Genomic DNA, 22,364 nt, shown 5'->3' with positions numbered 1-22,364 from the left:
TTAATGAATATTAGGATAAAAAACTAGCATTTTATAGAAATTCTTTAAGTGATTACGCTTACTTCAAAAAATAGAATAACAAGCATCCCGATAAATATAAAATTATGCTAAAATAAATAAAAATTATATAATTAGGAGATTATTTGGATGAAAAATATATGGCTAATCATAAAAGGAATCTTTATGGGAGTAGCAAACATCGTCCCCGGTCTTTCTGGAGGGACAATTGCTGTTTCTTTAGGAATCTATGACGATATCATTCGTTCCATCGCTACTATAAAATCTGAAATGAAAAAAAGTCTCCGCTTTTTTATTCCTCTTCTTATAGGATTATTACTCGGTGTTGCGCTTTTTTCAAGGATGATCACTTATCTTTTTGATTTCTATCCTTTAGTCACTGCTGCAACTTTTACCGGTTTAATTTTAGGTGGCTTTCCGATCTTGTGGAAGGAATTTCGTTCCTCACTATATCTACAAAAAAATAAAATCAATTATTCTCATTGGATTATTTTTCTAGCAATGTTTGTTTTAGTTGCTTGGATGGGTGTTGCTGAAGTATCGGGGACTTCAACACACGAACTATCACTTGAATTCCCTACATTATTCGGTCTGTTTTTTATCGGAATTATCGCTTCTGCTTCAATGGTGATTCCTGGAATTAGTGGTTCCTTAGTCATGTTGATTTTGGGATGGTATCAAGCTTTCCTTGCCATGATCAACGGTTTTATCGATGCCCTACGAGCTGTTGACATCAATGAGATTCTAACTTTTGGTATTTATTGTTCTTTTTTTGGGATAGGAATGTTATTTGGAATAGCCATTATTAGCAAACTTATCGATCAGATGTTTAGACATTTTCCAAGTTACACTTACGCTGGTATTTTCGGTCTTGTACTGGCCTCTCCTATTGCTATTTTTTCTAGTTTAACTTTGGAGGCTTCCTCCTTTAGTATTTTTACAGTAGTAATGTCTGTACTGCTTGCTATTGTTGGGTTCGGGCTCACTTATCTTTTAGGAAATAAAAGTAGTTAGCACGTAAAAAATAAGCTTTACCGACTAAATAAAACGGTAAAGCTTATTTTTTTGTTTATTCTGTATCTGGAACCAATAATTCTTTAGGAACGGCAAAAAGATAAGTGATGATAAAAGTCAAAATAAAGGTCAAAACGCCTACTGCAATATAAGTAATTAATTGATATGGATCATAAATATACATTAATGGAGATAAAATAACTGCTAGACCATAAGAATTCGCTTGAATCCCTAACATAGATAGCACAGCGCCACCAATTGCAGAACCTGCTAACATAGCAGCTAAAGGTCTTGTACCATAGCGTAGTGTAATCCCGAATAAACCGGGTTCACTAACCCCGAGTAATTGCGTAACACCAGCACTTGTACCAATAACTTTTACATGACTTTTTTTAGCTCTTGTACTAATCGCAAAACAAACTGCCGCATTGGCAAATCCATACATTGCACATATCGTAATCAATGGATTAAATCCAGTTGAGCCCAAAAGTGCCGTTTCAATTGTAATAAATAAGTGATGCATACCGGTCATAACAGCTAATGGATAAATAAAACCGATGACTAAACCACCAATACCAAAAGGTACATGGATAAATGCTTCAACTACATAAACGAGACCGTTTTCTACAAGATGTAGTATAGGGCCTAGGATTAATAAAGCAGTAATTAGCATTACAGCAATCACGACAAATGGGGAAAACATCATATCTAGAGCTTGTGGCATCACCTTTCTTGTAGCAATCTCTAGTTTCGAGCCCAAGTAACCGATAACTAGAGCAGTCAATACACTTCCTTGATAACCAGTGATCGGGATAAAGCCAAAAGCCATCACAGCTTCAACATTACTACTTGCATCTGCCACCTCATAAGCATTAGGTAGTAAAGGCGAAACCAGCATTAAACCGATCACAAAACCGACGATAGGTGTTCCGCCAAATTTTTTAAACGCCGACCAACAAATTAGCGCTGGTAAGAAAGAAAACACTGTATCTGTTAAAACATCCAACAAAAGCATGACGGCATCAGGAATAGCATCTTGAGTCGTACCAAAAAAGCTTAAAACATTTTCATTTCATAAAACACCTTGTAGACCTAAAAATAAACCTGTAGCGGCAATCCCTGGAATAATTGTCACAAACACATCCGCTAATGTACGAACGCCTTTTTTAATCGGATTATGTTCTTCTTTTACCTTATCTACTTCTGCTTCTTTTTCTTCCATCGTATGATCTTCTTCTACTATCGCTTTATAAACTTTGTCAACAATTCCTGTGCCTAAAATCACCTGATATTGTCCTGCGTTAAAAAAGACACCTTTAACTTCGTCTATTTTTTCTATTTCATCGTCATCAATACGTTGTCTATCGTATACTTCTACTCGTAAGCGTGTTGCACAATGAGTAATTGATTGAATGTTATCTTTTCCAATTTTGTCAATAATTTCTTGACCGATTTTTTTATAATCTTGACCCGCCATACAATGGTCCCCCTACTTAATAAGCCCTGTGGCTATTAAAAATTTTTAGTAAATATAGAAAGCAGTTTCATAGCTGCTTTAAAAAATAAAACCTCACATGGTATCGATATCACAAAGAACATCAGAAATTAAGCTGTTATAAAACTTTTCAAATGTTGATAGCTTATCTGATACTCTTTGTTTTTATATTATTCTATGCTAGCTTTTTACCAATTATTTCCCGATACTTTTACAGCAAATGCTTCATAAGCTTGTAGTTCCTTAGAACCGCCTATTCCAGTATTATAATTATGAATTAAACACTTTGAATGGTTTAAATTTGTCTGTAAACTATACTGTTGTGATTGTTTTGAAAAGTTTACTACAACAATAATTTGTTCATTATCGTTATATCTAATATATGCAAGAACATCTGGATTTCCAGTATTTAAAGTTTGATATTCTCCATTAATAATGTCATAGTTATTTTTTCTTAATTCAATTAATTCTTTATAAGTGAAAAATAGTGAGTCTTGATTAGCTAAGGAAGTTTCTACATTTATACTTTTGTAGTTAGGATGTACAGCAAGCCATGGAGTAGCTGTTGTAAAACCTGCGTTTTTAGAAAGATCCCATTGCATCGGATGCCTAGCGTTATCACGACCTTTGGTATTGATTGACTGTAGAACCTCTTCTTTTGGATAACCTTTATCTAAACGATCATAATACATTTGCCTACTTTCGATATCGTTGACTTCTGAAATATCACTTATTTCATAATTTGTCATCCCAATTTCTTCTCCTTGATAGATGTAGGGCGTTCCAGACATAAAATAAAGATATATAGCTAACATTTTTCCGCTAAGTTCTCGGTATTGTTTCGAATCATCTCCCCAGCGAGAAATAATTCTTGGTAAATCATGATTATTCCAAAATAATGAATTCCAACCATCACCTTGCAATTCGGTTTGCCATTTCGAAAATACTTGATGTAACTCTTGAGGATCAAGTTCTTTTAAATCCCATTTTCTTTTTCCAGCTTGTTTATCTAAATTGATATGTTCAAATTGAAAAACCATAGATAACTCGTTTCTTTCTGGCTTACTATATAATTTAGCTATTTCAGGTGTTGCTCCCCAAGTTTCTCCAACGGTAACAACATTATAATTTCCAAAGGTTTGTTGATTGAGTTCATGAATTAACGGATGCAGTTCAGGTCCATTCTTCGTTATCAACTCATCTGGTTCTTTCCCTATTAAATCAATAACATCTAGACGGAAACCACCAATTCCTTTTTCTAACCAGTAATTGATCATTTCCCAAATTGCTTGTTTCATTTCTGGGTTTTTCCAATTAAGGTCCGGTTGTTCTTTTGAATGTAAATGAAGATAATATTCATCTAATTCAGAGACATATTCCCATGCGCTTCCTGAATCAGCTTTTAATGAATTAGGAGGTTCAGAGTTATTACTTGTACGCCAAATATAGTACTCATGATAAGGATTATCTTTACCTTTTAATGCTTCTTGAAACCAAAAATGTTGGCTTGAAGTATGATTAATCACCAAATCCATAATAATTTTGATCGAACGCTTATTCGCTTCATCAATCAGACGATCCATATCTTCCATCGTGCCATATTCAGGATCTATAGTTTGATAGTCACTTATATCATAACCATTATCAACATTAGGCGATTGATACACAGGGCTTAGCCAAATCGCATCTATTCCTAAATATTGTAAATAATCTAATTTTTGTATAATTCCGTTTAAATCACCTATACCGTCCCCATTTGAATCTTGAAAACTGCGCGGATAAATCTGATAAATCACCGCATTTTTCCACCAATTTTTTTCCATTTTTAAGTTTATCCCTTCTGCGTTGTCTAGCTTTTTTGTTATTTAAACAATATACTTTGATAGGGTGAAAGTATATTACCTATGTCTTGGTTTTTATTGTTATGTGTATTGACAAAAATCTGTTCAATATCTTTTGGCCAAATCACTTCTTCTTCATCTGTACCAAGATTGGTGAAAGAATAAACACGTTCACCGTTATATTCACGAACATAAGCAATCACATTTTCCGCTACATTTGATAAAAACTCGATTGTACCATGAATTAAAATCTGACTAATTTCAGAAGTTTGCCTTAAAGCAATCATTTTCTGGTAAAACGCTATAACTTCACTACCTTGTGTGTTAGTTGTAGGATATTCCTCTGTCATTTCTAACCATGGTTGTACTTGGGAAAATCCACCATACTTTTCATTATTCCATGGCATAGGGCTACGAGTATTGTCACGGCTACGTAAATTAACAAAATGCAAGGCTTCCTCTTTGGAATAGCCTTCTTCCATTCCTCGATAATAATTATCGATACTAGAAATATCATCAAACTCTTCAATGTTTCTTCTTTCGGCGTTTATCATACCTAATTCTTGACCTTGGTAAACAAATGGGGTCCCTCTTAAGAAGAAGTAGAGTGCTCCAATGCCACAAGCCGATCGTGCGTTTTGAAAGTCTGGATGAACAAGTTTTGACAATGCTCTAGGTTGGTCATGATTTTCAATAAAGTTGGCTGCCCAGCCTGCTTGTTGGATCGTTTCTTGCGATTGCGCTAATAATTCTTTAAAATCCCTTACTTGCCAATGGGAACGTTTAAACCAATCTGTTCCTGACTCAACATCAATATCTGCATAATGAAAATCAAAAATCATCGAAAAATAGCCATCTTTACCGATAAATTCTTCATAATCCTTATAGTCAACACCTGATGCTTCACCTACGGTTACACAATTATATTTTTCAAACGTCTCTCTTTTTAATTCATTCAAAAATTCTCCTATCCCCGGTCGGTTACGTGTCTTACTCTTACAAGAGACAAGCCCATCCACACCGTCAGCTGGTAAAGAGGCAAAGTCTTGGTCTTTTTTGATAAAAGTAATAGAATCAATGCGAAAACCAGCAATTCCTTTTTCTAGCCAGCGGTTAATCATGTCATAGATTTCTTGTCTTAGCTCAGGATTTTCCCAGTTCAAATCTGGCTGTTCTTTACCAAAAAGATGTAAATAATAAGCATCCTCTCCAGGAACTTTTTCCCAAGCAGAACCGCCAAATTGTGAGCGCCAATTATTCGGACGTTCTTTACCTTCTTTAAAGATATAATAAGCACGGTACTTACTGTTCTTATCTGCTAATGCTTTTTGAAACCACTCATGTTCATCAGAAGTATGGTTTACCACAAGATCTAACATAATTTTTATATCTATTTTGTTGGCGTCATTTAGTAATAAATCAAAATCATCCATAGTGCCAAATTGAGGATCAATATCTTCATAATCTGCGATATCATACCCATTATCGTGCATAGGAGACTTAAAGATGGGACAAATCCATATCATTGTCACCCCTAAATCCTTTAGATAAGGCAACTTTTGACGTATACCTTCTAAATCACCAATCCCATCTTCATTTGAGTCATTAAAACTTTTTGGATAGATTTGATAAATAACCTCTTTTTTCCACCAGTCTTTTTTTAATTCTTGCATTAATAATACTCCTTTTATTATGGTATCGATACCACATTGACGAATAAAACAAGAAAATCTTACTTATTTTCTAAGCAGATTTTCTTTTAATTAATGATAATTTTAGCTTACTTTGATCAACTTCATAGCTGCTATCTTCAATCTTAGCTAATAGTAAATTTGTTGCCTCAGTCCCTAAAGCAGCCACTGGTTGAGCAATCGTGGTTAAAGGAACAGTTAACATCGAAGTAGCTGGTTGATTATCAAAACCTATAATAGCCAAATCTTGCGGGATTTTATAGCCTCTTTGCAACATACTTTCCATCACACCAATAGCGACTTCATCACTATTGGTAAAAATAGCTTCCGGCCGTTTACCTTTGGGCAGATTAAAAATTTTGTCAGCAACATCATTGCCATCTTGGCTTGTATGAACTTGTCGAAAAATCCAATCTCTTTTAAAAGGTAATTGTTTTTCCAGTAAAGCTTGCTCGAAACCTTCTGTACGTGAACGACCATGTCCTTCATTAGTCAATGTCCCGCCAGTACAGTAAGCAATCTGTTGATATCCCTTATCAGCTAAATAAATCATAGCATCATAAACGGCGCTTTTTTGATCTGTAACAACCGTCGGTACCAAACTTCCGCGCATCGTTTCATTACACAAAACAATTGGCCCAAATTCTTGGTAGCTTTGAATTGTAGCAGGATCTCCTTCTACAGAACACATAATTAACCCAGAAACCACCTGTTGTTTCAGTAATTCTAACATGTTCATTTCTGATTTTTTATCATCATATGTTTGCATAATCAGCACGTTATAGTGACTTTTTTTCGCTTCTTTTTCAATGGCATCAACTAAATAGGAAAAAAACGGGTTCGTTATCCTTGAAACAAGAATACCTATCGTATTTCCTTTTTTAGAGCGCAATTGCGTTGCAATCGAACTAGGCATATAATCGAGCTCTTTCATGGCAGCTTTAATCCTTTGTTTCTTATCATCTGAAATATAAGGATGATGGTTTAAATATCTAGAAACTGTGGAAACAGACAAGTTAGCCTTACTAGCTACATCCTTTATAGTCGCCATAAAAAGAACTCCTTTGTGGTATCGATTTCAGATATACTATATACTCTCCCACTATTTTTGTCAATATGTTATTTTATTTTTTCAAAGTCAAATAAATTTTTGCTTTGAATCACTATACTAATTTAAAGATGCTAAAATTAGAAGACGAAGATACACTTGCTATTTCATCTCCTAATCTTAATGTAGTTTAACCTTTAAAAATACTATGAATTAAGTAACTCGTAAATAACGTAAAGTTCCCAATCAGAAATCTGAATTTTATAAAACTGTTCCAAGGAATAAAAAACATTTTTTACGTTTTGATAAAATAATTTGCCATTAATCTTAAGCTCCTCAATATTTTCTGGAACAGAGTAATCTTCCACGCCTAATATTGTTCTTTCAATTAAAATTGCAGAATGCATTAATAAATTAAAACGCATTTTCGCGGATAGCTTTAGATCAAAACGTCGTTCAAGTTTTTCCACAACATCTTCTACTTGCCGGATAATAACATCCGGGTTTAAAAATCCTAATTTTTCGGATAACCCTTCTTTGGAGAAAAATTGAATAAATTCATTTAAAATGTTCGAAATATCATTAGGGTGAGCTAAAGTATTAAATGAATTCTCTAATTGTTTTTCAGCATCCTCATCTACAACATCTAACATATTCATTGTAGGTATATGCGTTCTATTGCTAAGATAAGAAGTACTTAAAATTAAGATCGTCGATTTTAAGTAATCCTGTTGATCATTCGCAAGATCCAAAGTGTTCAACAACTCGTTAAATTCCAATACGATAATCTTAATATCAGGATCTATATATTTTTTACAAATAGACTGTATTTTTTTAGCAACATCTTTGCCCGAAATGCTCGATATAATAATATTTTTATCGACTTCAAACCCTTCAAAATATTGCACCTCTGTTTTAAAATTCTTTTCAGCAGATTCTGCAATATCATAAAATAGTTTTCCATTGAGTAATTGTTGTCCGATATCTAAGGCATAAGAAGTCGTCAAATTATTAATCACCAACAATTCTCCCAAAATTTGTGGTTTCAAACTCTTATACAATTGCGTTAATGATCCCATGTCCACCAACATAATGACCCCTTGCGAAGTATCTCTTTCAGAAAGCCAGATTTTTACTTGCGAAACAATATCATGAATAGAAGAGGTCAAAGGCATATTAATCGCATCAAAAATGTAATCATTACATATTCTATTGGCTACTGCTTGAATACTAGAGGCAGTTGTATTTCCGTGGGCAACCAATAGCGCATGATAACGAATATCTTCTGAAACCGTACCAATTAACAAAATCCCCAGTATTATTTCAACAGACTCTTTAATCTCTTGGTTGATATCTTTGGTCAAATTACTTGCTAATAAGACCGTTCTTGGATATTCCCTTTGTAATCTCTGCTTGGTTTTAATAAGCTTTGCTTTAAGTTCATTACTTTCATTAAGCTTTATAATATTATATAAACAATCAATAGCATCTTCTGTTAATCGTTCATTATCTAATATTTTCTTATTTTTACTTTGAATACTATTTTTTATATGATAAAAAAGAAAATCGTTATCATTTGAAAAAAGCGTGGTTAAATAGTTTTGATAAAATTGATAAATGTTTTCTTTTAATTCAACTAAACGATCGTTTTTATCAAATAGATTAAAAAATGTACGCTTTAGTCTTTCTTCTACTACCTTATTTTCGTCTGTTAGTGTATCTGAACGTGAAAGATAAATCCAATCATTTTCTTGTGAATCTCCAATTTGTATCACTTCTTCTTCGCTATTTTTTCTTAACCGATCAGCACATAACATGCGTACTTCATTTCTTAAACTACCTACATTTCCTGATAATCTTTCTTCTGTCATTTTAAAAAAGAGCGTTCGACCTATTTTTAAATCCTTTTGAATTCGCCTAGCTTCATTGAAAAATAAATATTTAACTAACCCTATTCTTTCAAGGAGCGGTCGCTGATGAAAAGTAGGTAAATGAATCGTAACCGAGATACGTCTGTAAAAGGTTGGTAACAGTACTTTTTCTGGGTTTTCTGTGGTGGCAAATAATAAACGAACATTTGAAGTGACTGTTTTTGCCTCTTCTCCCATCGGACGAAAACGTCCTGTATCCATAAATTGAAACAATTTTTCTTGATTCTCATTTGATAGCCGATGCACTTCATCAAGAAACAAAACGCCTTGATCTGCTTGCACCAACAATCCCTTTTTATCAGTATCCGCACCGGTAAAAGCACCTTTTGTATGACCGAAAAGAATTGAAGAAATAAGTTCTGGATTATTAGCATAATCAGCACAATTAAAAACCAAGAATTTTTCTGTTCCTTTAGCTTCTTTAGCTTTTAAATAGTCAAAAATCAACTCCGCTAAATAACTTTTGCCCACACCACTGTCACCATGAATTAAGAGGGGTAACCCTAGAGGTGGATAGAGTACAGCAGACTTACATTTATTGATCGCTTCTTTCACGCTTCCTTCACTACCAATAAAATTTTGAAAAACATTTTCTTCATTTTTATCCTGGTTAAAAATAGCTAATTTCCAGTAAATTGGTTTTCTTCCTTTTTTTATAACTTCACCATTTGTTAAAAGTTCATTTAAATAAAGGCTAGTAACTGAACGACTTAATTCCACAATTTTAGCAATCTCAGTTGTGGTTAAACCATTTTTTGCTTCTTTTAAAGTAGACACAAGCTTTTGTCGTGTTTCTGATTTCATAGTTTATACCTCCATCTTATTAAGATACCTAAAATAAACTTAAAAATCATTCTAAATTAAAAATCGACGTGAACATTCACCAAAAGAAGACTGTTCACGTCAATAATAGATTTTAAAAATTTTCACTATGAATTAATTTTCGCAGAGTCATTACAGCTTCTTCTTTTTCTTTTACCTCAATATACCTATCTTGCATTACTTTCTCGTTAAATCGATTTAACCAAACTGGAAGCCAACGACTGTTTAATAACGGTTCGATGTCGTTTGTAAAACTATCACCTACATAGATCCATGAATCAATGATTTTAGGTAATGCTTGTTCTACTTTTTCAAAACAGCTAAAATTAGGCTTTGCATCATTTAAACTTTCTGAAATAAAAATTCGTTCTGGAGTCATATAATTCAATAAATTTAACTGTTTAATTTTATTAGTCTGCGTTTTTTCTAAACCATTTGTTAGTACGCCGAAATAAACCTCATTTTTTTCTAAAAAAGAAAATAGATCAATATAACCTTTCGAAAGCTTTTGTTTCTGTTGGTTCTTATGATACAAATCATCTAGTTCTTCTAAAAACAAAGGATCACTTGCCATATTTAAGTCTTTTGTGACCCATTGCCAACGAGCATTTATATTATTGATAAAGCGAGTTTCATAATATTGCTTATAAATAAGCTCACTATAAAATCGAAAATTTTTATAAAGTTTTTGCATTTGTTCTTCTGATAAAGACTCTAAAGAAGAAAGAGCAAACAATGTTTCCTTAAATGCGGCATAGTTATCCAGTAATGTATCATCTACATCAAAAAATACAGCTACTGTCATATTAAGCAATTCCTAACAAGCCTAGTAGTATCCCTAAGCACATAATGCCTAACATCACCCAGTTTACATTTACCTTTTTACGCAATAACCAAAAAGCCCCCAGTGTAACAGCTAAAGGTACAATACCTACAAAAAGTTGATCTAAGTATTCTTGAATTTGCATTGTTTCTTCACTGCCTGCGACATTTACCTCTAGAATCGTTTCAAAGTTAACATTTGAAGCTGTCATACTGCCCATCATCATTAAACCAAGCATACTAGAAGCTTTGGTTAAAATTTGCATACCACCAGATTCATATAACTTTTGAATAAAACTAGTTCCAACCGAATAGCCACCATATAAAGCAAAATAATGAATCAGAAAAGCTGGAATATTGTACAAAAGTAAAAAGACAATAGCACCCAATGGCGTCCCAGTACTTGCTAAAGAAATGCCTATACCTGCGGCGACAACTCTTAAAATTCCCCAGAAGAAAGAATCTCCAATACCGGAAATAGGGCCCATCAACGAAGCTTTTACCGCTGTAATTGAATTCGCATCGAAATTTTCATCTTCACTATTTTGTTTTTCCATTGAAGAAACTAAGCCCATAATAAAGTTATTTAGATGCATCGTTGCATTAAACCAAGTGGTATGGCGTACCAATGCATCTTTTCGTTCTTCTTCTGTTTTGTAAAAACGATTAATTACCGGAAGTAATGTATAAATAACACCAACGGCGTGATATTGCGTTGCTCCTGTTCGGCTAGCATTCATTGTCCAAGAACGCCAAAATACAGAGCGCATCATTTTTCTTTCTTCTTTACTTAAATTCTCTTGTAATTTCATGCGAAAAAGTCATCCTCCTCTTCTTCTTTGGTCATAGTTCCTGTGGCGTTGTTGTTATTATTTCCATTGGTAGAAATATCTCGCATCTGTAAATCTCGTTGTGCGCTAACTACACAAATAACAACACCGATAACCGCAACGGCAACAGCCGGTAAGTCTAAATAGGCAGTAAGTACAAAACCTAAAATATAAAAAACGGCTAATTTATTATCCCATAGAAGTTTCATTAACATCGCAAACCCGACAGCTGGTAATAAACCTCCTGCAGCACTTAATCCGTTCATCAATCTTTCTGGAATATTTTCTACAAATGTGTTGACTGGTCCACTTCCTGCTAAAATTCCAATGAAAGCTATTGAAGCGATAATTAAATAATAAATAACCCAAGTACCCCAATGAAGCGTAATAATCATTCTTTCGTTTGCTTCCCGAGCAGCTTTGTCTAAAATAGGCGCAAATAAGTTCATAAAAACATTTTTCAAAAACATTACTACAAAAGCTGCTAACATCCCAATAGGAACAGCTAAGGTCATTGCCGCATTTTGTTCTATATTTGAAATAATTGCAAATGTAGTAGCAAGTGTTGTGGCAGTTACTGGTTCAGCCGCAATTACTCCACCTATATTTACATTTCCTAAGAAAATTGCTTCTAAAGAAGCACCCATTAAAACGCCAGTTCTCATGTCTCCCATTACAAGACCCGTTACAAGACCAACAACTAACGGACGTTCCAACATACTTTGGCCTGTTAGATAATTTCCGGCAAAACAGACAAATACGACAAACGCGGCTAATATTGCCTCTATCAACATAGTTTATAATTCCTCCTTCTATAGCTTACTTAAAGCATCATTTAAATTGTATCTGGAATTTGTAGGTAAAACTTGATTATAACTATCTACTTGTTCAATTTTAGATAATTCTCTTGCAGCTTCAAGCTCGTCTGGATTCAATTGCACACTTGGAAATAACATTGTTTTTGATTTTGGATCTGTCTTATCAAAACGCCCAGTATTGGCTACATTTACCGATTCAATAGATTCAACATTTTGAGCGATTTTAGTGGCATCACTGACGCTATTGACGATGACAAAAATTCGACGATCTTTACCTCGAGGGTCGTTGAAAACATCTATTGCTTCATCCACTGAACGAATCAATAGCTTTATACCATTAGGCACCGCCATTTTTAACGTCATTTGTGTAACCTCATTTTTCGCAGCTTCATCATTAGCAACCACTAGTAATGGCGCGTTTAACTCTTTTGTCCAAACCATTGCTACTTGTCCGTGAATCAATCGGTCATCTACTCTTACTTGTGTTATCATTAGCTTTTCCTCCTAAAAAAATGTGTCTTTTTCTACTGTTTGGCTTGTAGGAACTAACTTTACTTGACTTTCTTCTATAGCTTCTTGTATAAGTTCAGCGTTTATTTTTTCTTCCTCACTTCCTACAATCAGTGTCAATAAAACAGCTAAGTTAGTATTTGAAATAATAAAAATATTTTCTTTTTTCTGTGTAAGTACCTCCGCTACTACCTTTTGGTTTACACTTCCACCGAATAAATCTGTAAAAATAATTGCTTGCTCATCTTGTTGAATTCCTTGCACAAATTCAGTAATTTTAGGAGTGTAATCCTCATCAGTTACATAAGCATTAATGACTTCAATACTCTTTCCTTTATCTGCTAAAATATTCAAAGAGCTTTGAAATCCATCAGCTAGCTTTCCATGTGTCGCCACTAAATATCTTTTTTTCATTAACATCACCTCACCCTTATATTAGCAATAAGTATGCCAAAAAATAAAAAGCTTATAACCCTATTATTTCAGAGTTACAAGCTTTAATTCTTCTGTTTAAACAGTTTGATTTATTTTTAAACAAGTATCAGTCATGTTTAATTCTATAATAAATTATTTATTGAATAGTAAACGAATAGTCTAGAGACCGAATACCATTGTAGCTGGCTTATTCAAAAAAAGCCTCTACAAATCTCTTATAAAATGCAATAGATTTACTAAAAACGTCAATGTCTATGTTCTCATTACTTTGATGCTCGCTATTATTCCCTGGTCCAATTTGCACTATACTAAAATCACCTTTGGCATGTGAAAATTCTGAAGCATCACTAGCACTTGTTTGGCCGACTACTTTTATTGGATCAGGATACATATTTTTATGTACATTTTTAATCAACCTCACTAGACTTGCATTGCTATCACCAGACATTGCTTCTTCTGGAAAAATATATTCAATACTTAAGTTATAGTCTGGTTCCTGATTTAAATTATCAATTAAATGGTTCAATGCAGAGAAAACCAATTGATTAGGGTAAGCAGGGATCGTTCGTATATTTCCTTTCATGATCGCTTTTACAGGGACGCTATTAATTTGTTCCCCACCATGAAAGACACTTTGAACATGGGTTAACTTCCCTAAAATAGGATCAGTTTTATCAAAATTTTCCATTAGTGGTTTTACTTCATTAGCAAAATCAATTAAATGATCAATAGCATTTATGCCATCCTCTGGTTTAGAACTATGAGCTCCCTTACCTATGGATGTTACGACGTAATCAATAACACCTTTAGAGGATATCCCCATCTCTTTCATTTCATTGGTAGGCTCTGCGATAATTAAACCAGCCAAACCATCAACATAACCTGCTTTCGTTAACTGCGCTGCTCCATATTCTCCAGTTTCTTCACCAACTGTCGCAAGCAGTCTAATCTTTCCAGGAATTGAATCTTCTGCAAGAAAATCAAGCATGGTGATTACTAAAGCAGCTAAACCACCCTTCATGTCTGTGACACCGCGTCCGAATAATTTATTATTTTTTATTTCAGCTTTAAAGGGGTAACTGTTCCAAGCTGACAAATCCCCTTGAGATACAACATCTTCATGACCAGAAAATCCTAAAATCTTTTCACCTGTACCAATCGTAACAACTAAATTATCTCTAGTCGGTGCATAAGTTACTCGCTGGATGTCTACATTTTCACGATCCTTATAAGGTTCAAATAAAGAAGCGATATAGTCAGCAACTTTCGCCTCATTATCATCCACCGAATCTATAGCAATCAAATTTGCTAAGATTTCAATTTGTTTTTCTCTGTCCATCTTATTCACTTCCTAAAGTATTAGTATTAAGCAAACTTTATAATCTTAATAATATTGGTGGTACATCGCGTGAGTTACCACCAATCCATATAATATTGGTGGTACATCACAAGAGTTGCCTCCAATCCATAAATTATTGGAGGCACATCACAAGAGTTGCCTCCAATCCATAAATTATTGGAGGCACATCACAAGAGTTGCCTCCAATCCATAAATTATTGGAGGCACATCGCATGAGTTGCCTCCAATCCATGAAATATTGGTGGCACATCAGAGAAGTTACCTCCAATAATGCGAATTGAGTATAACGTTCGACATTTCTTCAGACTTTTCTTTACTCTTTTTCCATCAGTTTTTCTTCATAAATTTCCCTCATCTTCTTCACGACAAAATGACAAGTAATGAAATACCAACTGACAAAAGGTCATGTTCGACCAAGAAAACCATTCTCTTGTATACTGATTAGGGTCACCTACAAATACGCCTTCATGACACTGATTTGTATTAGCGTCTGTTGCACAAATCAAATCAATTTTAGCTTTTATTTTTTCAATATTTTGTGTCGTTAATCCTTCCATAGCAAGTGCTATGGGCCATACGTGATCTTCTGGCGTATGAGGGCTACCAACACCTGCCAAATATTTTCCTGCATAATAAAAGGGATTATTTCTACTTAATACTTGATGTCGAGTAGATAAATACAACGGATCATCTACAGCACAAAAACGTAAAAATGGTAGAGATAGCAAACTTGGAACATTGGCATCATCCATAAATAATTGATTGCCAAAACCGTCTACTTCATAAGCATAGACAGTTTCACCTGCTACTGTCATTTGACCAAACTCCTGTATCCCCTTTTTGATTTCAGTAAGTAAAGTAGTCATCTTTTCCTGCACTGCAGTGAAACTTTCTGGTATAATTGTTAGTAATTTTTGTAAAACTGAAACAATAAATAGGTTTCCAGGAATAAAATAGCCATAAACACAGGCGTCATCACTCGGGCGAAATCCGCTCCAGACCATACCTGTATATTGAACCGGAGAAGCTCGTCCATCATTTTTTAAAGTGTCTGAAGGGGGACAATCGGTTCTTTTAAAATAATAATCTGATTCTTCATGATGTTGTTCAGTAATAAAAACATCTAAAATTTGATCTACAGTTTTCCAAAATTCCTCTGTTAAATGCTCTTTATATCCTGTCTTTTCATATAAGAGAAAAGACAGGTATAAAGGTGCACATAAAGAATCAATTTCAAATTTACGTTCCCAGACCCAATCAGAAATGGGGATGTTTGATTGGTCTTGGCTATAGTGCGCACCATTTGCACTTTTATTAAATGCGTTAGCATAGGGATCATGTTGGATAAAGCTAAGTTGTTGCTTAATCACACCATGCAATAACGCCTTGATCTCGGGTATTTTATTTGTTAACTGAAGATAAGGCAATACTTGAAAAGTTGAATCACGCAACCACATCGCCGGGATATCGCCAGTTGCCACAAAAATATTTCCATCATCTTGCACTGAAACAGTATTACTGATTGTATCAATCAACGCATGGCGAAATAACTTTGTCGCTTTTTCTGAATATAAATTTACTGTGTCAGCGTAATTAGTTATTTTATCAATCAAATGTTTTTGATCAATCATTTCATCCCTCTCTTCTAATCATTTTGCGGATAAATACCGTAAGTCCGTATTTCGCCTGGTCCAAAAGCTTCCATATGGTAATGATCGACTTGCATCGCCAACTGTTGTAATTGTTGCCCTCTTAGATTCAACTGAGAAATACTACTTGTCTTTTGGCAAATAATATTGCCAGGGACTAAAACTTCTTGATCTGTCAGATTATATAAACGTAGTTCATAACCTGTTTGATCTTTAGTTATCTGCATACTACTAAAAACGACTTGCAAGTTTTCAAGTTCAAATAAGCGATCATGTGCAATCGAATGTTTACTTTGATTAATCGCAAAATATTCTATAGGTGTAGTGAACTGATTTAAATTTTGTCTTTGATAGTAAAGTCCTTCTTGTGTTAAATGTACATAATGATTTTCCAGTGCAGTTGCGTCATAGTTTTCCTCAATAACTAAACGGCCTTTAAAAGAAAACTCTCCTTGTAGTTGACTGTCTGGTGTTGGAACAACCGTCGTTTGTAAGCCCGAAGCATCTCCGGGACGTCTAAATAGATCGGGTCTACCTAAATAACCTACCCCTCTTAAAACCGTCACTGCTAACTGTTTGTAATCTTCACCAATTAATTGGAAATCTTTTGCCCCTTTGCTGATAAATGACCAGCTTGATTCATCATTATGCGTATTGGCAAAGTGGATCATAGGACGCATACTGCTTGGTTCTTCCTTATAGCCAATCGCTTGCCAATCTTTTAAATGAGGATCTTCGACCGGACGTTTGATAACGCCAAAAGGAGTATCTGCATAGGAATAATCAGCTTGAACATCTGTATTAAACACTAAACGTAGTCGATGATCTAAGATTTGATTGTCTATTTGTAAAGAGATATCAATTGCTTTTTCTTCTTTGTTTAGTGTCAAAGATAATTCATAAGCAACTTCACCATTTAAGCTGTGTTCTTTTCTAGCCGTTAAATCATAAGGAAGCAGCCATTCTCCATTCAATGCTAAAGTACTCACAAAATTACCTTGTTTCGCTTTTGTTTCTGCCTGACTAAAGTCTAATGCAAGTATCCAATCCGCAAAAGCTGGTGAATAATCATAATTATCCCCCTCATCTCCACCATCTTCAAAAGCTAGAAAATCAGCATAATTTTTCTTATTACTCTTGTCATATAAATCCAAACCATGACCATTAAAACTTAAAATATAATATTCATTTTCAATAGTATTATCAGCGCTGGACAATTGAGATGCTGTCGTTTTTCCTTCTTCAATATGAAATTGGTAAAAATCTGTCGCGGGAACAGTTACAAAAAAAGCAATTTCGCTTAGATAATAGAAATCATTTGCCATTTCTTCAGGATTACGACGCAAAACAGCGGCATTTTCCCTTTCCTGACTAATGATATCAAATTGTACCGGATCTCCATTTTGATCGAAAAGAGAAAAATCAGCTGCTTTAGTAGAAATACTAAATTGACGTATTTGTTTACTTTCAACCGGCAAAGGATTCCAAATAAATAAATCGTTTAATTTATTATCTGCAACAGAAATACTCATTTTTCGCAGTAAGTAATCTCGTAAAGATTCTGCCATTTGTAAAGCATTAAGACCTCTTTGTTTGATATCTTGATTGGTCTTATCGCTGTTACAAGCACCAGAACTATCGTGGGCCTGTCCTCTAGCAATCGTTTTCCATATATCGTCTACTAGGCCTTGTTTAAGTTCAAGTCCTTTTTGACTAGCCATTGCCGATAAAGGTTCTACCTGATAAATCATTGTTCGTTCTAAACGATCATACAATTGCTTTAAATCCGCTCTTGAGGAATAAATACCACGATGAATTTTTGAAAGGGAAGGATCAATAAACTCCCCAGAAATTGTTTTTAATTCTTCTTTTTCAAGTTGATCAAAAAACGCAGGATAGTTACTTTCGACAAATTCAACGCCATCATCAGTTGTAGTATTAGCTTTAGTAATCCGTTCTTTTAAGTTAAAATCAACCGGGCGCTGATCACCACCAACAAGTAATAAAGCTGGTTCATCATTTGTCTCTGATGTTATGTTTTGTATTAGTATTTTGAATTGATCCGTTTCAATTAAATCAACACCTGCAAAATAGCCGTTTTTTATATTGGCCGTAAGAATTTGTGATCCGTCATTACTACGCCAGTAAAAATAACGTGTATCTACTTCTTTAGGTGTCCCGCGCCAAAAGAGCGCATGATTAATCCCTAATCCATGATAAATCTTAGGCATATCTTGTGACTGCCCAAAAGAATCTGGCAGATAACCGACCGGCATTGCTGCACCTAATTCATCTGCACTATCCATTCCTAAACGCAAATTACGTATAATAGATTCACCACTAGTTACCATTTCATCAATTTGCGTATACCATGGCCCCACAAAGAGACGACCTGCAGTAACATAATTTTGAACAACGGGTCTTTTCTCCGGGAAATCTGCTAAATAATCATCTAAAATTGACATTTGACCATCTAAAACATAATAATCCAGTTGGTTATTTTCTAAAGCAGTAAAGACCTCATCCATATGAAAAGCAAACTGTACTTTTGCTTCTTGTCGAGTAAAATACCACTCAAAATCCCAGTGTGTATGTGCAACAACATGTACTTTCGTCAAAAACGACACTCCTTCATCTCATATTTAAAACTATTTTATATTAAGCTACTTTGTAAACAAATACCTGACTTATGAACAATCCACCCATAAATCAGGTAAATTTCAGAAATCAATCTATTCATTTAAATTATTCTTTACTGCATCTTCTAGTTCATTGCTAAAAGGTTGCAGTCTTTTTCCAGCAGGTTTTGCTTTTGTCGGATCTTCTCCTTCTAGCATAGGTCGATCATAATCTAAACTTTTTTCCCTTAACTCTTGACCTTTGTCAAAATATTGTTGCGCCTGATCGCTATCGCCGTCATCAAGTGCTTCTTGTGCTTTTATAAATTCAACATCAGCTAATACCATGTCATGTAATGCACGTACAAAGGGTTCTAATTCGTCTTTTAGCTTCTCATTGCTCGCTTGATCTAAATAGATCTCTCCAGCATTTGCAATATATTCTAATTCCTTAATTAAATTCGGGGCTGTTTCTTGAATCGATTCCCCATTTTGAACATTTTCAAGCGTATTATCAAGTAAATCTTTAATATTTTCGCTTTCTTCTGCTTCTAGCCCTACCTCAGGATCGGAGTGTGTCATATGTTGGGCAAGAGTAGCAAAAGCTGTAGTAGCGTTGGGTTCAATATATTGCATACTATCTTGCCAACTTTTTTGATCATTAAAATCTTCATTGTTCCAAGCATAATCAGCAATCGCAAAGATAGCGACTTTAGAGGCTTCAGCTTCTTGCATCGGATTCGTAACTACACCTGCTAGATTATCTACGCCCGTTTCAAGCATATCGCCTTTTCCTAAGAAAACACGCTCCATATCCACGTCGTTTACCGGCCAGTTAAGCCAAAACAAAGGATCTCTTCTCTCGTTACCCTCATTATCAAGATTTTTAAAATCATCAACAGTATCTTGGGTGACTGGCGATACGGTATTAGCTCCTGTCCAAAGAATATGAACATTGTCATCAAAATTTTCTTCTAAGGTATTTAACTCTTCACCATCATCCCAGGCCCAATCAGAATTATAGGCAGCTGGCGTATAAATCGTATCTTTGACGTCTCCTTTTTCCTCTGCCCATTCAGAAACAGCATTGACTTGTGCAACCACATAATCAAGAGGAAGTGCGCCAACATCATCACCTAAAATGCCAAATTCTCTCACACCTGCATCATACAACTGATCGAATTTAGCTAACAGTTTTTCATTATTTTCATCTAACAGATCCATTGCTGCTTCTTCGCCTTCATCTTGTGCGATCTCAGCGACTTCTCCTAGCGGTGATATTGACCAAACAAAATCTGTTTTATTTTGTTCTCCGACCTCAGCCATATCGCCAATTTCTTCTAATTCTTCTTCTGGATAAAGATCATCCCACTTTTCTCTATGATAAGGATCATCTTTAGGTGCGAAAATGTATGACGTCGTCTTGAATTGCCCGCCAAACTTCATCAATGACTTGCGGTCTTCATTGGACCAAGGAATACCATAATAGCCTTCAATAAATCCTCGAATTTTAGTATCTGCATAATCTGCTATTTGAACTTGCTGAATCACATCATCTTTTGTTTGCTTTAAGATAGTTTCTAGTGTTGTCAGTCCATAAAAAGCAGCGTCCGTATTTTTTCCTACAATCGCAATAGAATCTCCATCAACAGCTAATTGATAAGCGTCATTATAGTCAAAAATTTGATCGTTATTGGCTACAATTTCATCTGCTTGCTGCTCAGCCGGGCCATCTGAATCTTTTGTGCCTATATAAATATTTAATAGCCCCTCTGAAGCTTCATCAGCGACTGTGGGTTCAGGTAGATTTTGTCCTTTAAAAATACTACTTACTTTATCCTTAGTAACATCATCGATGGTATCATCATATATCACTTGCGCTGCTTGATTAATCGCTAATTCTTCTTCTCCGTATTTAATAGTATGAGGGTTAGGATAAATATTATATTCTTTTTTTGTCATCGCTGAATCTTGGCTAGCACTTTGCGTAGAATTTTCAGTAGACTGGTTAAATAAATATATCGCTCCTATTATGATTAAAACAGTTACTAAAACGACAGATAGTAACGTTACAAATTTTTTAGACATCCTTTCAACCCTTTCACTTTATGACTCAGCCATCTCCGCGTTTTGTCTACGAGTACTTCTTTGATTGATAATCACAAATGGCGCGTAAAGGAAAATATCTAATACAACTAAAACAGCGGTCAAAATAACGGGACTCAAACGGAAAGCACCCAAGATCCATGTACTTACAAAGAGCGGCTCATTTCCTGAATTTAAAACAACCAATGGTACAACCCAACCAAGGCTGGTCGCGATATAAGCGATAATTGCATTCATCATCGGAACCAATACCCACGGAATAAACATAATCGGATTTAAAACAATCGGCAAACCAAAAATGACAGGCTCATTGATCCCAAAAAGTCCTGGAATAAGTGACAACTTGGCGACTTCACGCTCTTTTTCACCTTTTTTAGCAAACATCCACATAGCAATAATTAAACCAAACGTTGAGCCTGAACCACCAATCATCGCATAAACGTTGGTCATGGTATTGGGCGCAATTTCAATACCCGCAAAACTTTGAGTTTCAGCAAATTGTGCGATAATTTCTAGATAAATCGGTAACCAAAAAGCAGAAATAACGCCCCAAACAATGTTGAAACCATGAAGTCCTAAGAACCATAAAATTTGTTGTAGTAAAATAACGATTAAAATTGCTGGCAAACCAGTACCTACTGTTAATAAAGGTGCAATAAGTACTTCTGATATCATTTGTAACAAGGAAGCAAAGCCTAAAGACTGAATAATAATTCGAATAACACCAAAAATCAGCAATACTTCACTAATTGGAATTAAAGAAAAGAATGAATCGAAAACATTCGGTGGCACACTGCCAGGCATTTTAATCGTAAATTTACTACGGGTAAATTTGGCAAATAACGCTACGGATAACATTCCTACAATAAGTCCGGTAAACATTCCTTCATAACTAAAAAATGAGTTCGCAAATCCTTCAATAACTTCGGCACTGGGATCTTCAAAGTTAACATTATTAGGTACCATTACAAAATAAGAAGCAAAAGCTAAAAGTGTAGCAATTATTGGATTTAAATTTTTATTTTTTTCTTTCCTTTTTAATTCTGTGGCATAAGAGTAGGACGAGGAAAATACAACAATTAACGCCACAATTCCTAAGGTCGCATTACCCAAATAACCAAAAAGTTCGCTAATTCCAGTAACAATTGGATTAGTAATATTTTGATTATCTATTAATGCATCCAGTTGCATTTGAATCAAATTCGAAAAAGATCCAACGACTGTAAAGGGAATAATTCGAACAAATGCATTTTTAATCGCTTGCAAAATCGTGTTACTTTCAACCCAAGAAGATACCTTTAGTAAAGGCTCTTGTAATTTTTCAACATTAAACTTCATTTCTTTTCTCCTTTAAAT

At 34.6% G+C, this 22,364-nt stretch carries 17 protein-coding genes; 1 reads left to right on the top strand and 16 read right to left on the bottom strand.

Annotated elements, in window-relative coordinates:
* Positions 1-147: 147 nt before the first annotated feature.
* On the top strand, positions 148-1,032 hold the full coding sequence (locus C7K42_RS01285) for a DUF368 domain-containing protein (protein WP_014124604.1): 885 nt from the start codon (positions 148-150) through the stop codon (positions 1,030-1,032).
* A 55-nt stretch (positions 1,033-1,087) separates the two neighbouring features.
* Here C7K42_RS01285 and C7K42_RS01280 read toward each other — a convergent pair whose 3' ends face one another.
* The 16 genes from C7K42_RS01280 to C7K42_RS01210 form a co-directional block, all read right to left on the bottom strand.
* The gene (locus tag C7K42_RS01280) at positions 1,088-2,041 is read right to left on the bottom strand and encodes a PTS sugar transporter subunit IIC (protein ID WP_231834369.1); all 954 of its coding nucleotides are present in this window, start codon (positions 2,039-2,041) and stop codon (positions 1,088-1,090) included.
* A gap of 63 nt (positions 2,042-2,104) precedes the next feature.
* Positions 2,105-2,509, bottom strand: a complete 405-nt coding sequence (locus tag C7K42_RS13010; RefSeq protein WP_014124602.1) for a PTS transporter subunit EIIB — start codon at positions 2,507-2,509, stop codon at positions 2,105-2,107.
* A gap of 206 nt (positions 2,510-2,715) precedes the next feature.
* Positions 2,716-4,350: a glycoside hydrolase family 13 protein gene (locus tag C7K42_RS01275; RefSeq protein ID WP_014124601.1), complete on the bottom strand. Its 1,635-nt coding sequence runs from the start codon at positions 4,348-4,350 to the stop codon at positions 2,716-2,718.
* Between the two features lie 38 nt (positions 4,351-4,388).
* Positions 4,389-6,041 (bottom strand): glycoside hydrolase family 13 protein, encoded by a 1,653-nt coding sequence (locus C7K42_RS01270; RefSeq protein ID WP_103099680.1) that lies wholly within the window; start codon positions 6,039-6,041, stop codon positions 4,389-4,391.
* Between the two features lie 70 nt (positions 6,042-6,111).
* Positions 6,112-7,110, bottom strand: a complete 999-nt coding sequence (locus tag C7K42_RS01265) for a LacI family DNA-binding transcriptional regulator (protein ID WP_103099681.1) — start codon at positions 7,108-7,110, stop codon at positions 6,112-6,114.
* Positions 7,111-7,313: 203 nt separating this feature from the next.
* A complete protein-coding gene (locus C7K42_RS01260; protein ID WP_103099682.1) occupies positions 7,314-9,842 on the bottom strand; it encodes a sigma 54-interacting transcriptional regulator in 2,529 nt (842 codons plus the stop codon).
* Positions 9,843-9,954: 112 nt separating this feature from the next.
* Complete coding sequence (locus C7K42_RS01255; RefSeq protein ID WP_061840443.1) at positions 9,955-10,665, bottom strand: HAD family hydrolase; 711 nt, start codon at positions 10,663-10,665, stop codon at positions 9,955-9,957.
* Between the two features lies 1 nt (position 10,666).
* Positions 10,667-11,494: a PTS system mannose/fructose/sorbose family transporter subunit IID gene (locus tag C7K42_RS01250; protein WP_061840444.1), complete on the bottom strand. Its 828-nt coding sequence runs from the start codon at positions 11,492-11,494 to the stop codon at positions 10,667-10,669.
* Positions 11,491-12,306, bottom strand: coding sequence for a PTS mannose/fructose/sorbose/N-acetylgalactosamine transporter subunit IIC (locus C7K42_RS01245; protein ID WP_103083780.1), 816 nt, complete (start codon positions 12,304-12,306; stop codon positions 11,491-11,493). The genes C7K42_RS01250 and C7K42_RS01245 overlap by 4 nt, the downstream gene beginning before the upstream one ends.
* Before the next feature lie 18 nt (positions 12,307-12,324).
* Positions 12,325-12,822, bottom strand: coding sequence for a PTS sugar transporter subunit IIB (locus tag C7K42_RS01240; protein ID WP_014124594.1), 498 nt, complete (start codon positions 12,820-12,822; stop codon positions 12,325-12,327).
* Positions 12,823-12,834: 12 nt separating this feature from the next.
* The gene (locus C7K42_RS01235; RefSeq protein ID WP_014124593.1) at positions 12,835-13,254 is read right to left on the bottom strand and encodes a PTS sugar transporter subunit IIA; all 420 of its coding nucleotides are present in this window, start codon (positions 13,252-13,254) and stop codon (positions 12,835-12,837) included.
* A 208-nt stretch (positions 13,255-13,462) separates the two neighbouring features.
* Positions 13,463-14,614: an ArgE/DapE family deacylase gene (locus C7K42_RS01230; RefSeq protein WP_103091675.1), complete on the bottom strand. Its 1,152-nt coding sequence runs from the start codon at positions 14,612-14,614 to the stop codon at positions 13,463-13,465.
* 359 nt (positions 14,615-14,973) lie between these two features.
* The gene (locus C7K42_RS01225) at positions 14,974-16,266 is read right to left on the bottom strand and encodes a glycoside hydrolase family 125 protein (RefSeq protein ID WP_103083782.1); all 1,293 of its coding nucleotides are present in this window, start codon (positions 16,264-16,266) and stop codon (positions 14,974-14,976) included.
* A gap of 14 nt (positions 16,267-16,280) precedes the next feature.
* Positions 16,281-18,902 carry a glycoside hydrolase family 38 N-terminal domain-containing protein gene (locus C7K42_RS01220; protein WP_103083783.1) on the bottom strand — a complete coding sequence of 874 codons (2,622 nt, stop codon included), beginning with the start codon at positions 18,900-18,902 and terminating at the stop codon, positions 16,281-16,283.
* 114 nt (positions 18,903-19,016) lie between these two features.
* The gene (locus C7K42_RS01215) at positions 19,017-20,990 is read right to left on the bottom strand and encodes a glycoside hydrolase family 84 protein (RefSeq protein ID WP_103083784.1); all 1,974 of its coding nucleotides are present in this window, start codon (positions 20,988-20,990) and stop codon (positions 19,017-19,019) included.
* Between the two features lie 18 nt (positions 20,991-21,008).
* Positions 21,009-22,346, bottom strand: coding sequence for a PTS sugar transporter subunit IIC (locus tag C7K42_RS01210; protein WP_103083785.1), 1,338 nt, complete (start codon positions 22,344-22,346; stop codon positions 21,009-21,011).
* Between the last annotated feature and the right edge of the window lie 18 nt (positions 22,347-22,364).

The organism is Tetragenococcus halophilus subsp. halophilus DSM 20339 (assembly GCF_003841405.1).
Classification (GTDB): Bacteria; Bacillota; Bacilli; order Lactobacillales; family Enterococcaceae; genus Tetragenococcus; species Tetragenococcus halophilus.
The sequence above is the reverse complement of the archived record's forward strand: the minus strand, read 5'-3'. Positions and strand labels throughout refer to the sequence as shown.